The sequence below is a fragment of the Streptomyces spinosisporus genome, from assembly GCF_022698145.1.
GTDB classification, from domain to species: domain Bacteria; phylum Actinomycetota; class Actinomycetes; order Streptomycetales; family Streptomycetaceae; genus Streptomyces; species Streptomyces spinosisporus.
On sequence record NZ_JALDAX010000003.1, the window covers coordinates 221,883 to 234,938 of the forward strand.

General features: G+C 73.0%; 10 protein-coding genes. 1 reads left to right on the plus strand and 9 read right to left on the minus strand.

Annotated features, from left to right (window positions below; all coding sequences use genetic code 11):
- Window positions 1-18: 18 nt before the first annotated feature.
- On the plus strand, window positions 19-1,554 hold the full coding sequence (locus tag MQN93_RS09195) for an FAD-dependent monooxygenase (RefSeq protein ID WP_242709062.1): 1,536 nt from the start codon (window positions 19-21) through the stop codon (window positions 1,552-1,554).
- On the opposite strand, the gene MQN93_RS09200 is transcribed toward MQN93_RS09195, so the two are convergent.
- From MQN93_RS09200 to MQN93_RS09240, 9 genes are all read right to left on the minus strand, one after another.
- Entirely contained in the window at window positions 1,544-2,143 is a 600-nt protein-coding gene (locus MQN93_RS09200) for a hypothetical protein (RefSeq protein ID WP_242709063.1), read from the minus strand. The genes MQN93_RS09195 and MQN93_RS09200 overlap by 11 nt on opposite strands.
- Window positions 2,109-2,945: an FkbM family methyltransferase gene (locus MQN93_RS09205; RefSeq protein WP_242709064.1), complete on the minus strand. Its 837-nt coding sequence runs from the start codon at window positions 2,943-2,945 to the stop codon at window positions 2,109-2,111. Before MQN93_RS09205 ends, MQN93_RS09200 begins: the two co-directional genes overlap by 35 nt.
- Complete coding sequence (locus MQN93_RS09210; RefSeq protein ID WP_016435436.1) at window positions 2,945-3,169, minus strand: Trm112 family protein; 225 nt, start codon at window positions 3,167-3,169, stop codon at window positions 2,945-2,947. Before MQN93_RS09210 ends, MQN93_RS09205 begins: the two co-directional genes overlap by 1 nt.
- The gene (locus tag MQN93_RS09215) at window positions 3,166-4,083 is read right to left on the minus strand and encodes a membrane protein (RefSeq protein ID WP_037782476.1); all 918 of its coding nucleotides are present in this window, start codon (window positions 4,081-4,083) and stop codon (window positions 3,166-3,168) included. The genes MQN93_RS09210 and MQN93_RS09215 overlap by 4 nt, the downstream gene beginning before the upstream one ends.
- Before the next feature lie 23 nt (window positions 4,084-4,106).
- Entirely contained in the window at window positions 4,107-4,841 is a 735-nt protein-coding gene (locus tag MQN93_RS09220) for a class I SAM-dependent methyltransferase (RefSeq protein WP_242709065.1), read from the minus strand.
- Window positions 4,838-6,226 (minus strand): condensation protein, encoded by a 1,389-nt coding sequence (locus MQN93_RS09225; RefSeq protein WP_242709066.1) that lies wholly within the window; start codon window positions 6,224-6,226, stop codon window positions 4,838-4,840. Before MQN93_RS09225 ends, MQN93_RS09220 begins: the two co-directional genes overlap by 4 nt.
- Window positions 6,223-10,974, minus strand: coding sequence for an alpha-(1->3)-arabinofuranosyltransferase (locus MQN93_RS09230; protein WP_242709067.1), 4,752 nt, complete (start codon window positions 10,972-10,974; stop codon window positions 6,223-6,225). The genes MQN93_RS09225 and MQN93_RS09230 overlap by 4 nt, the downstream gene beginning before the upstream one ends.
- Window positions 10,971-11,681, minus strand: a complete 711-nt coding sequence (locus MQN93_RS09235) for a class I SAM-dependent methyltransferase (RefSeq protein ID WP_242709399.1) — start codon at window positions 11,679-11,681, stop codon at window positions 10,971-10,973. Before MQN93_RS09235 ends, MQN93_RS09230 begins: the two co-directional genes overlap by 4 nt.
- A gap of 89 nt (window positions 11,682-11,770) precedes the next feature.
- Window positions 11,771-12,922: a glycosyltransferase family 4 protein gene (locus MQN93_RS09240; protein WP_016435442.1), complete on the minus strand. Its 1,152-nt coding sequence runs from the start codon at window positions 12,920-12,922 to the stop codon at window positions 11,771-11,773.
- Between the last annotated feature and the right edge of the window lie 134 nt (window positions 12,923-13,056).

Genomic DNA, 13,056 nt, shown 5'->3' on the forward strand with positions numbered 1-13,056 from the left:
TGTTAAGGAGGGGTGGGCATGACCCACGACGCCGATGTGATCGTGGTCGGAGCGGGCCCCGTAGGACTCCTGCTCGCGGCCGAACTGCGCCTCGCCGGCGCGACACCACTGGTCCTCGAACGGCTCGCGGTCCCGTCGCCGCAGCACAAGGCGCGCAGCGTCGGGCCACTGGCCGCCGAGGCGCTGGTCCGCCGCGGCCTCGGCGAGCGGCTGGCCGCGCACGGCGGGGCCGGAGCCGCCGACAAGGCCCGGGACCACGGCAGCGAGAAGGGCCACTTCTCCACGATCTTCAAGATCGAACAGGCGCTGCAGGAGGAGCCCGAGCGGCAGAGCGTGTTCATCTGGCAGCCGGACCTGGAGGCACTGCTCGGGGCGTACGCGAGTGGGCTCGGCGTCGAGGTCCGCCGTGAGCACACCGTCACCGGGCTCACGCAGGACGCGGACGGCGTGACGGTGACCGTGGCCGCCCCGCACGGTGAGCGTTCGCTGCGCGCCGCCTACGCCGTCGGCTGCGACGGCGGCCGCAGCACGGTGCGCCGTCTGACGGGCTTCGCCTTCCCGGGCACCGCCCCGATCATGACCGCACGGCGCGCCCAGGCCGAGATCCTCAAGGGTGCGGAGCAGCTCCCGCCGCCGGGGCGGCAGCCCCGCGGCATCCTCTACTACGGCAACGGCATGCTCGCCACCTTCGACTTCTTCGGCGACACCCCCGAGGAACGGGACGCTCCGCTGACCGCGGAGGAACTTCAGGACAGCGTCCGCAGGATCACCGGGGCCGACATCGAGGTCGCCGTCACGGGCGAGACCCTGCGCTTCGGCGACCACGCCCGGCAGGCCGACACCTACCGGCGAGGCCGCGTCCTGCTCGCCGGGGACGCCGCCCATGTCCACTCGCCCATGGGCGGCCAGGGCCTCAACCTCGGCCTGATGGACGCCGTCAACCTCGGCTGGAAACTGGCCGCCGAGGTCCGCGGCGACGCCCCGCCCGGCCTGCTCGACAGCTACACCGCCGAGCGCCACCCGGCCGGCGCCCGCGTCCTGCACAACACCCGCGCCCAGTCCGCACTGCTGACCCCCGGCCCGCACACCGACGCCCTGCGCGACATCTTCTCCGACCTGATGGACCTCCCCGACGTCAACCGCCACCTCGGCCGCATGCTGTCCGGCCTCGACGACACCTACGACTTCCCCTACCCGAGCCCCCACCCCCTGACCGGCCGCCACTGCCCCGACCTGACCGTCAGAACCGGCACGCGCGAGGAACGCCTGAGCACCTACACCCGTGAGGGACGCCCCGTCCTCCTCGCACCGGACCTGAGGCCGGCCGAGCCCTGGCGACGACGCGTCGAACTCGTCCGGATCGAGTCCATCGCCCACGACGGCCTCGACGCCGTACTGGTACGCCCGGACGGGGCGATCGCTTGGGCGTCGGGGGCCGGCGCAGGGGGTGGTGCCGGAAATGGAGCCGGAGTCGCAACCGGAGCCGGATCCGATGCCGACGGACCGGTGGACGAGGCCCTGGAGACCGCCCTGGCCGCCTGGTTCAGTCGCTGACGGCGGTGCGTTGCAGCAGCCCCCAGGTGAACTCCGCGGCCACCTGACGCGGCACCCCCTGTGCGTCCGGGGCCGTGAAGGACAGGCCCCAGCGGGTTGGGGCTGTGCCCTCCAGTGGGCGGGTGGGGGCGAAGGCGTGGGCGGCCTCGTCGACTGTGCAGGACCAGGGGGTGAGGTCGTCGAGGGTCCTCAGGGTGGGGCCCTCGGCGCCCGGGGCGCGTACCAGCCATTCGTTCCAGACGGCGCCGTTGGGGGCGAGGAGGGCCTCGAAGCGCAGGTCGGGCCAGAGGGGGACGGGCCAGAGCAGGGCCTCGCAGTCCAGGTCGCCGATCTTGCGGGGGAGCGTGGCCTCGGGTGTGCCGAGGATCGAGCGGTAGCGGGAGGCGGCCGCGCGGCCGCGGGGGGAGTGCAGCATCGCCTGCCAGCGTTTGTTGGCCTCCCTCATGTCGGCGATGGAGACGCCCAGTTGGTGCCGGGCGTCCTCCACGAGGTCCGGATTGTGGTCGGCCATGCGGCGCAGCAGGACCAGCTGGAAGTCGAGCGGGGTGAAGGGGCTAGCGGGGCGCTTGGCGGACGGCATGGGAACCATGGTCGCCCATGCCGTGTTCGACCGCGCTGCCGCCGGGGCGCCGCCCGTCCGGGAGGAACAGGACGGAGTTGACGTAGCGCGGATGGCGGCGGAAGGGCAGGACGCGGCCCAGCAGTCCCTGGGAGACGACGTGCGCGGCGGTGGCCTGGTGCGCCTCCAGGGGGAACTGCGCGAGCGGCACCCAGGTCGAGCCCGGCAGCACCCAGCCGTCGTAGCGGAGCAGGGAGAGATAGGTGACGACGCGGGCGATCGGCTGGATGCGGGACTCCAGCTCCACGAACAGCGCCGGGCGGTCGCGCGCCAGCAGCCCCGTGGCGCCCCGCAGCACCGCGAGCTCCCCGCCGTCCACGTCGATCTTGATGAAGTCGACGTCACGCAGGCCGAGTTCGTCGAGGGTGACGCAGGGGACGTGCAGGGAGCGGGCGTGGATGTCCCGCCGGACCAGGGAGGACACCCCCCGGTCACCGGAGTCGTCGGCCGGGAACCACAGCCGGGCGGTGCCCGGGCGGTCGGAGGCGGCGGCCTGGACGACGCGTACGTTCGACGGGGTCGCGGAGTCGAGCAGCCGGGCCAGATGGGGGACGGGTTCCACGGTCACGACGTCGCGTGCCCGCCCGGCCAGGCGTCGCGTCCACGGGCCGTACCAGCCGCCGACGTCCACGGCGGTGCCGCAGCCGGACGGGCACAGGTCGGCCAGCCGGGCCAGTTCGGGCTCGAAGCGCGGATAGACCGCCCGCGCGGTGGCGGCCACCAGCCGGGTGGGCAGCAGCGGGGCAAGCCGGGCGGCCAGGGTGCGGGACATCACCGGGCCATCCGCTCCAGCAGGATCTCGTGCTCGGCGTCCGACACCTGCTCGCCGGAGGACGGAAGCAGTTGCGGGATGCCGTCCACGATCGGGTAACGGCGGTGCAGACGCGGGTTGTAGAGCGCCTCGTGCTCCGTCGGCCCGGTCGGCACGAGAAGGTGCAGCGAGCCCTTGTCGAGCGGGCACGCAAGGATCTGCAGCAGCGGGTCGTCGGGGTTCATGGAGGGGTCAACTCCTTGGTGGGGATGGGGGGTTGAGAGGGCTGAGGATCGTGTTTGGGCATGGCGAGAAGGACGGACACGGCCAGCGCGATCCCCGCCAGACGCAGCGCGAGCCGCAGCGGGTCCTGCGGAAGCGACTCGCCGAACGAGAGCGTGCCGAGCACGGCCGTGTACAGGCAGGTGACCGTGGTGCACACGGGCACGATCAGCGAGGCCCGGCAGCGCTGCAGCGCGGCCTGCGACATGACGAGGCCGAACGCGCCGGTGAACAGCAGGAGATAGGGGTACGGCGAGCGGAGCACCCCGGACACCGCCGGCCCGAGCCCACGGGCGGTCAGACAGCTCGACACGCCCTTGATGGCGAGCGAGCTGACCCCGTACAGCAGGCCCACGGCCACCCCGTACTCCACCCCCGTGGTCGGCGCACGGTGCCGGTGGCGGGCGCGGCGCTCCGCGGAGCCGTAGAGCCACACCCCGCCCGCGAGCGACGGCACGCACACCAGCAGGATCAGCGGGTACGGCGCGCTGCGGCTGACGGAGTCGGCGCCCGCGCCCTGCTCCTTGAGCGAGAGCACGACCATGAGCAGGGCGCCGAGGATCGCACCGAGCGCGTACCGCTCCCGTCCCGTGGTCTCCTCGCCGAGCAGCCGGGCCGACAGCAGCACGAGCAGCACCAGTCCGGAGACGAAGATGCCCTGGGCGGCGGCGATCGGCAGGGTGCGGTAGACGACGAGCTGGGCGCCGAACCCGGCGGCCAGGGCGAGCGAGCCGCCGATCCACAGCGGGCTGCCGAGCACCAGCCGCAGCAGCCGGGCGGGCTTGCGGATGGTCACCTCGGGGAGAGCGGTCAGCGCCCGTTTCTCCAGGACGAAACCGAGGCTGTACAGGGTGTTCGCCATCAACGCCGCGGCCACTCCCCACCACATGGCGGCCCCCTCTACGTCTTCCTCGCGTGCAGGAGCAGGATCGAGGCGAGGGAGGGTCTGGAGCAGGCCAGCCGGTCGAGGGCGCGCAGAGGGCGGGGCACGCCGTGGAAGGGCGCGCCCTTCAGCCCCACCACCTCGAATCCGGCGGCGGTGACGAACTCCCGCAGCGCACGGGCGGTGTAGAGCCGCAGATGTCCGACCACCTCCTTTCCCGGGCGGCCGTGGATCGCGCGCAGGCTGACCTCGGAGAACACGGGCTGCACCCCGGCTAGCAGCAGGGCGCGGTTGTACCAGGCGGCCAGGTTCGGTGTGGAGAGCATCAGATGGCCGCCCGGGCGCAGGACCCGGCGGATCTCGTCGAGTGCCGAGTCCGGGTCGACCAGATGCTCGACGACCTCGCTGAACAGCACGGCGTCGGCGCAACCGGCCTTCAACGGCAGCCCCCCGCCGGTGAGTTCACCCCGGATCGCGTACGTCAGACGCGTACGGGCGCGGGTGAGGGCGTCTTGGGACCAGTCGACGCCGACGATGCGGTGGCCGCTCAGCAGGGGGGCCGCGGTGGCTGCGGCGGTGCCGTCGCCGCAGCCGATGTCGAGGACGGTGCGCGGTACGGCGCCTGCCGGGCCGAGGGCGGCGGCCAGCATCCGGGCCTGGCGGAGGCTGCGGGGGGTGCCGGAGGCGACGGGGACGGCGGGGTCCTCGTAGAAGTCGCGCAGGTCGGGGTGGTGCACCGGGGCGGTGGTCACGGGGTCACCTCCGTGGCGTGCAGATAGTGCTCGAACAGGTCCCGCAGATGCGCGCCGTCGCCGTGGCTGAGCAGCGCGCGCGACCAGCGCAGGGCGAGGTGGAGGCGGCCCGCGGTGGAGGCGGTGGTGACGGTCAGGCCGCGCGGCATGCGTGCGGGCGCCGAGAACCAGACCGCGTACGCGCGGCCCGCCTCCTCGCCGAAGTCCAGCGGGTAGGGGACGCGGCCGATGTTGCTGAGCAGGGTCGTCGACGTCCACGGCGCGGCGGCCCTGCGCAGACCGCGGGTGAGGGCGGCGCGCCAGGTCACGGGGGTGACGGGGGCGGTGAGCAGGGCGGCGCCGTGCCCGAGCTGGGGGCGGGGCAGCGACTTCAGGGCGCGGGTACGGGTCGCCGTGCGGTGCAGCAGGGCGGGCATCTGCTCGGGGCCGTGTGCCGCCAACTCTTCGACGGCGAACGGTACTTCGACGAGCCGGGTGCCGTTGCCGATGGGCATGGTGGCGTCCCGGGGGCGGTCGTCCACGGGCATGGTGATGCGCAAGGGGCGCGGCGCGGCGCCGTGTTCGCGGTTCCAGTGGGCGATGGTGAGCGCGGTGGTGACCATGAGCTGGTCGTTCACCGTGTACGGCGAGCCCTTGGGCCGGTGTGGCAGGGGGAGTTCGGTGACGAGCATGCCGTTGCCGGGGGAGGGCTCGGGGGTGCCGGGGGCGACACGGGCGGGCGGGGACCAGTTGGAGGGGGTGTCGCCGGGGTCCTGGGGGGCGTCCGGTGTGCGTACGGGCGGTGCGGCGGGGGAGTTGTCGCGGCCGCCGTAGATCTCGGCGGCGGTGGCGAGCACCCGCAGGCAGGCGGGGCCATCGAGGGCGGTGTGGTTGATGGTGAGGAAGAGAACGGTGCCCGTGGGGCGCGGCGGCCTGGGTCCTTCGGACCTTCCGGGCGGCACACCGACGGCGTCCGTCGCCTCGCTGCCTTCCGCCGGGCCCGCGCCCTCCACCACCTCAAGGCGTATCGGCGGCGACAGGGACAGCGGCGGAGCCGTGGTCAGGGCCCGGGTGCGGGCGTCGCGCAGGGCGCAGCGGCCGGCCGGCGGGAACGTCACCACCTCGGTGTCCGGCTCGGCGGTCAACTCCCATTCGTAGCGCCGCCGGTACCAGGCACCGGGTGCCTCACGCATCAGGATGCGGGGGTGCCTGCGCAGCGCCTCGCCGAACGCGCCGCGCAGCCGGTCGCGGTCGAGGCACCCCGGCAGATGCACCTCGATGTGCACGGTCTCCGGCTCCTCCTCCTGAAGACAGTGCCGGGCCACCTCATCGACGACCGGAAACGGGATCCGTACGGGCGGATGCGCCGGGCCTTCGGCGCGAGCGGGGCGGTCGAGCGCAGTCACCTGGACTCACCCCTCTCCCCCTCGCCCCCGGGCGCGGTCGCCCGGAACAGCGGTTTACCGCGCCTGATCCGCGCAGTGGGCGGCGCGGGATCGGACCCGCCGGGCCCGCGCGCCGAGATCGTGTGGCCGGAGTCGGGGCTGGGCGGCGAGATCGGGTGGGCGGAGTCGGGGCTGGACGCCGGGATCGTGTGCTTGGCGTCGGGGCCGGGCGTCGAGATCGGGTGCCCGGAGTTGGGGCCGGGCGCCGGGATCGGGTGCTCGGCGTCGGGGCCGGGCGCCGCGCTCGCGCTACCGGGGCGCGGCCCGCCGTCGGGGCTGGTCGCGGGCGCCGCGCCCGCGCTACCCGAGCGTGGCCCGTCGCCGTCCCCGTGTCCGCCCTCGCGGGGCCCGCCCGGGATCGGCCCGCTCTCCCCCCGCTGCCGCTGCGGGAGGTGGGGCAGCGGGGGGAGTGGACGGGTCGGCGCCTCGGAGCCGGGGGCCGGTCCGGTGGGTGCGGGTGGGGTGGGCGCCGGGCCAACGGGCGTCCGCCCGCCGGGCGCCGGGCCGCCGGGTATCCCCCCGCCGGGCGCCGGTCCGCCTGGTGTCGGTCCGGGCGCGGGTGTCGGAGGTAGTACCGCCGTGGAGTCCGGTTCTTCGTGCGGCTCCTGCACGCTCACCATCCCCGCGAACAGGCCGAGCAGCGACAGTAGTTGGGCCGTGTGGCCGAAGGAGCCGTGGCCCGCGCCTGCGGGCTCGCCGGCCCCTGTGGCCGCCGCGATTCCCGCGGCCGCGAGGGCGGTGAACGCGAGCGGTACGAGTAGTGCGCGTCGGCGTAGGGCGAGCAGGGCCAGTGCGGGTACCAGTAGCGCGAACCACCCGGCGATCACGATGCCCACCGCCGTCAGCACCACCGTGCCGAGCCACAGCCCCGGCAGCGGCGCGGTCGGCTGCACCGGGTCGGGGTTCGGCGCGCGACGGCGCCACACGACCAGACCGATCAGGACCGCAAGACCCGCCGCCCCGCCGATCAGCCCGCCCTCGTAGGTCGTCGCGGGCTCGTACGACAGCTTGACGGTGCCGCCCGCTCCGGACGGGATCCGCCAGCCCTGCTGCCAGCCGTCGAGGCGGACCGGGGTCAGCTCCTTGCCGTTCAGGGTGGCGTTCCAGCCGTCGTTGTAGTTCTCGTACGTCGTCAGATACATGGCGGCACCGGAGCCGACGGTCACCTCGCGGCGGTCGCCCAGCCAGTCCCGCACCGTCAACTGCCGTGCCACAGACGTGGGTTCGGCGACCGTGCCGCGGGTCAGCGTCACATCGGTGAGGACCAGCGGCCCCGCGTCCCCGGCCTCGACCCGGTGCGTGCCCGACGACAGCTCAAGTCCCGTGTCGGCACGGCCCTGTTGACAGAGCGTCACAACAACCTGTCGGCGCTCCCGCAGATCCCGTACCGTCCCCTTCACGCTCGTGGCGTACAACTCGCCGTCCACCGCCACCTCCGGCCCCCGCCCGCACGGCAGCGAGAACGTCCGGGAGCTCCTCGGCTGCGGGGTGCGGTACCGGTCGAGCGCCGGGACGTAGGCCTCGGTCAGGCCCACGGGCAGTTGCAGGTCCTCGTCGGCGACCGGGTTGTGCAGGGTCAGCGGCGCGGTCCGCGTGACGGTGATGTCCAGCCGGTCGGTGGTGATCGGGTCGAAGCGGACCACGCCGTTCTCGTCGACGCCGGCGATGGTCGAGCCGTCCGGCGAGCTGATGTGCACCTCGGTCGCCCGGGTGGAGAGGCCGCCCGCGGGGGCCAGCACCACTTCACCGATGGGCTGTTTGCCGCTCCAGCTCAGATGGATCGTGGGCCGGTCGCCCGCGATCCACGCCGTCGTCAGATCGCCGTCGGTGAGATTGCGCGCCGAGACGCCCGCGCCGAGCGGCGCCGTCGAGTCGGCGGTCGCCACGATCCGGTTCTGCTGGTCGGGCGCGACCTCGTAGAGCAGCTTGTCGAGGTCCTCGCCGGGCACCGGCACCGCGCTCGCCCTCATCTCGTACGTCCCCGCCGTCGCCGTGGAGAAGCGCCGGTGCAGGCCCGCCTCGGTGCCGGTCGCGGAGAGCCCGGTGGGGTCGGCGGCGCGGTGCAGGGAGATCAGGGTGGCCGCGGCGTCGGACGCACCGTCCGCGTCCGTCGGCAGCCGGAGCAGACGGGTCACCTGGACGCGCGGCAGGTCGATCTCGGAGAAGCCCGCACCGGTCAGGCCCGAGCGGCGCGCCACCGAGTCGGTGATCGTCAGCTTCATCCAACGCGTCGTACCCACCGGGGCCTTGATGCTCTGCGTGCTGCCGTTGGGCCTGAGGAAGCTGGTCCGCGAGCCGTTCTCGGTCTCCACCCGCACCTTCGTGGCCGCCGAGCGCACGCTCTGCTGCGGCAGCGGGGTGACCTTGAACGACGACGGCATGTCGTACCGCCCGGTGAACGCGATCCGCAGCCACTGCCCGTCCGGCGACCCGGGCGCCCCCTCGGTCCAGGCGGTCTGCGGATTGCCGTCGAAGGCGTTCACGGGGTCGTACTGCGGCAGATGGAAGAGCCAGTTGCCGCTGGAGGACGCCGTCACCGAGCGCGCGCCGCGCAGTTGGGCCACGGTCTGGTGGTCGAGCCCCGTGACGGGCAGGATCTGGTGCGGCTTCCTGCCCGCGTCCTGCACGGCGTCCGGCGCGTTGCGCTCGGAACTCGTGTACGTGTACGAGGTGTTGGCGGTGACCAGCCCGAACCGGGTGTCCGCCCGCCGCAGTCCGTCACCGGTGATCTGCAGCGGCGGGGAGCCGAGACCGGGGTGGTTGTCGCCGGTCAGTACGGTCGGCCGGCCGCGCAGCTCGGCGGCGAGCGGCAGCAGCGCCTCGGGGCCGCCGGAGACGACGGCCGTGTCGGAGACGGGCAGCAGATGCGCCTGGCCGGGCCGCGGGACGGCCCGGTCGGACGGCGCGTAGATCTCGACCGCCCGCTGCCGCGGATACAACCCCTCCACCTGCAGCGGCGCGTCCTGGGCGATCTCGCCGCCGGTCATGACCGGACCGATGCCCGTCACCCGCCGGTAGCCGGACTGCTCAAGGGTCCGCTTCACGGTCGTGGTCGGCACCGTGTCGGCCTGCTCGGGGTCGAGGTCGTTGCGTACGACGACGTAGTAGATGCCCGCCCGGCTCAAGTAGTCGGCCAGTCCCGGCACTTCGCTGCCGGTGGCCAGGGCCTGCTCGACGGCGTCGGTCGCGCGCCGGTTGCCCGGAGTGCCGAAGGGGACGAAGTCCCGTTGCGCCCAGCGGGACTTGGCGAGGACGTCGAGGGGCTGGTCGATGGGGGAACCCCAGCTGTAGATGCCGTGCGCGGCGGCCGGGACCACCAGCGCCCGGGAGTCGGGGGAGTACTTCTGCAGCCAACTCGCCGTGCTCTTCCAGTACTTGGGCAGCTCCTGGAAGGAGCCGGAGCCGAGGATCGAACCGTTGAGGTACGGCCACAGCAGACCCGGCAGGATCAGCACCGCCGCGATCAGCGGGGCGAGACGGCGCCCGCGCACCCGGCGGGCACCGCGCGGCTCGGCGGCCACGCCCACCAGATGCGCGATGCCCAGGACCAGCGCCAGCGCGAGCCCCGTCTGGAACTTGTAGATGTTGCGGAAGGGGACCAGCCAGCCGTTCAGCCAGTCCTGCACCACCCCGTGGAAGGGCGCGCCGAACGCGCCGCCGTACCCGGCGAGCAGCAGCAGCACGACCGAGATCACCGTCAGCACCAGCCAGCGCCGCTCCGGCATGTCCCGTCTGGCGAGTCCGGCGAGCCCCAGTCCGACCGCGAGCGCCGAGCAGACGATCACCACCACCGAGGAGGCCACCGTCCAGCCCGCGGGCAGCCAGGCCTCACCGAAGTGCAGATACGCCACCCAGTTGCCGGCCCCGCGCAGTGCCTCCGTCGCCGACATCGTGGCCGTCGTGGTCTGCGAACTCTCCACGTAAGGAAGGAAGTTCTCGCCGTAGACACCGAGCATCAGCAGCGGTATCCACCACCAGGCCGTCGCCACGATCACGCCCGGCACCCACCAGCCGATCAGCTTGCGCTGCCGGGGCCCGGGCGGCCGGGACAGCAGATACAGGCCGACCGGCAGCAGCGAGGCCAGCGTGGAGGCGCCGTTGACCCCGCCCATGAACGGCACGATCAGGGCCGAGCGCAGGGCCGCCACCCGGGCGCCGTAGCGCTCGTTCGTCAGCGGCAGCAGCACCCAGGGCAGAAAGGCACCGGGCAGCGCAGCGGCCGACGTGGACCCGATGACGATGGTGAACACCGGCCACAGCGCGTACGCCACCCCGGCGAGCAGCCGGGAGCCGCGGCTGCCCACGCCGAGCCGCTCGGCCAGCCGCAGCGCGCCCCAGAAGGCGACGGAGACGATCAGCGACATCCACAACCGCTCCGCGAGCCACACCGGCAGCTGCACGGCGTGCGCCAGCCAGTAGTACGGCAGCATCGGCCAGAGATAACCGGCGTACTGGTCCTGGATCCCGCCGAAGCTGCCCTGGTCGTGCCAGAGCTGCCCGAGATCGGAGAAGAACGCGCCCGGGTCGACCGTGACACCCAGCTTGGTGTCGAAGGTCTGCCGGCCCGGGTGCACCGCCAGGAACAGCACGAACGCCACGGCCCAGAACCCCAGCAGCCAGCGCCTGGACCGCGGACCCTCCGGCGGGCCCGCGGCGGCCACGGTGGTGGGGACGGCTGCCGGGGGAGGAGCCTGGACCGTGCTCGTCATGGGGGACACCGCCGGAGGATGAGGAGAAGGTTCCAGGTGGCCACCTCGCGGATCCCGGGCGCCTTGACGACCGTCTTGGCGAGGAAGGGCCAGTAGCGGGAGCGCGCCGAGACGATCGCCACGTCGTCGCGGGCGCGGACCTGCCGCAGGGTGGCGCCGATGTGCACGGCGAAGAGGTTCTCGCCGAGGGTGTGCTTGGCGGCTCTTCCGGTACGGCGCTGATAGCGGGCGCGGGCGCGTTCGGCCCCGAAGTAGTGCCAGGGCGCCCACTCGTGACCGCCCCACGGGGACAGCCAGTTGGTGAACGACACATAGATCAGCCCACCGGGCCGGGTCACCCGCACCAGCTCGCTCAGGAACGTCTGCGGATCGGCCACATGCTCCAGCACGTTCGACGAGAAGGTGACATCCGCGACCCCGTCGTACAACGGCAGCAGATAACCGTCCGCGATCACGGCCGCCTCCGGCGGCTTCTCCCCCAACTCCCGTACGTCGGGCTCAAAAAGCCAGGCGAGCGCACCCCGCCGCCGAAACTCCTCGGTGAAGTACCCACCCCCTCCACCGACATCAACAACGGTCCGCCCGCCGACGGGCCCGTCGTAGGCCTCCACTTGATCAACGGCATCCCGGGCCAGCAACTCGTAGCACGCTTCCGGACCATCCTGCTCACGCAGAAAGGCCCGAAAGAGGGCAAGGGACCGCCTGATCGAGGGGTCCTTGTAGGGCCGGTGCTCTGCAGCAGACCCAAAGGGGCGCGGGGAACTGCGCGCCCAGCCACGACGAACCCGCACCCGCGTCACGGCGCAAAACCCCTCACCGCCTCGGCGGCAACAGCCCGAAACTGTCGAACAGTACGGTGCCACCGATACCGAGCAGCCCGATCCCGAGCAGCCTTCCCCATGACCTCCCGCCGCCGCCCGGACAGGGCCAACGTGCACCAGGCGGCGGCAAAAGAAGACTCCCCGTGCGCCAGCACACCGGTCTCCCCGTCGACCACGGAATCCCGCAGCCCGGGCACGTCGAAGGCAACAGTCGGGGTCTCCCGAGTGGCCGCCTCGGTCACGACCAACCCCCACCCCTCCACCGCCGACGGATGCAGCAGCAGCCATGCCGCGCACAGCAGCCGATGCTTCTCCGCCTCGGACACATGCCCCGTGAACTCGACACCGGGACCGGCGAGTTGGGTGAGTCTGTCCCGTTCGGGACCGTCCCCCACGATCACCAACCGCCCACCGGTGACCGGCCGGACCCGCTCCCAGAGTCTGAGCAGCAGATCGATCCGCTTGTACTCGACGAGTCTGCCGACCGCCACGAACAGCGGCTCGGGCGAGCGCTCGGCGCGCGGCCCCGGTTCCTCCACGCCGTTGTGCACGACACGGATCCGGTCCCGCGAGACGCCGATCGCCCGCAGGGCATGCGCCGTCGAGGGGGAGACGGCGACCAGCAGGCTCCGGTGCTGGGCACCGGTCAGCGCCCACTGCTCGAGTCTTCGGCCGATCCGTGCGGCGGGCAGCAGGGGGCCGCCGAAGCGCATCTTCCACAGGTCGGAGTGGACGTGGTTGACGAGGCACAGGGTGGGGCCGCGGTGCCAGAGCGGTGCGAGGTACGGCATTCCGTTGCAGACCTCGACGAGCAGATCGGTCTCGCCGACCTGCCGGGCGAAGGCGGAGCGTGCGCGCAGATAGTGGCCGAACTCGCCGCCCGCCGACACGACCCGGTAGTCCCTGAACGCCGCGGGACCGCCGCAGATCAGGGTCACCTGGTGGCCGAGGGCGGTGAGCCCCTCGGCCAGCCGGTCGACCAGCAGCTCGGAGCCGCCCGCGGCCGGATTGTCCAGATCTCGGTGGGCAAGGAAAACGATTCGGCGCGGTTGTGGGGGGAGCGCCGGGAGGGACTGCGGCACCCAGGGGTGACCGGTGCGCAGCGGGGAAGGCACGTGCTGGGGCATGGGTGCTCCAACTCGTCTCAGGGTGCGGAACTCAGCAGTGACTTTCTGGCCTTGCTGTGGGGGGACTGAGCTCTTCATGGGCGGGGGGTGTGGACACGTTGTGTTGGGGTGGGATGGGACAGTTTTCGCCCACC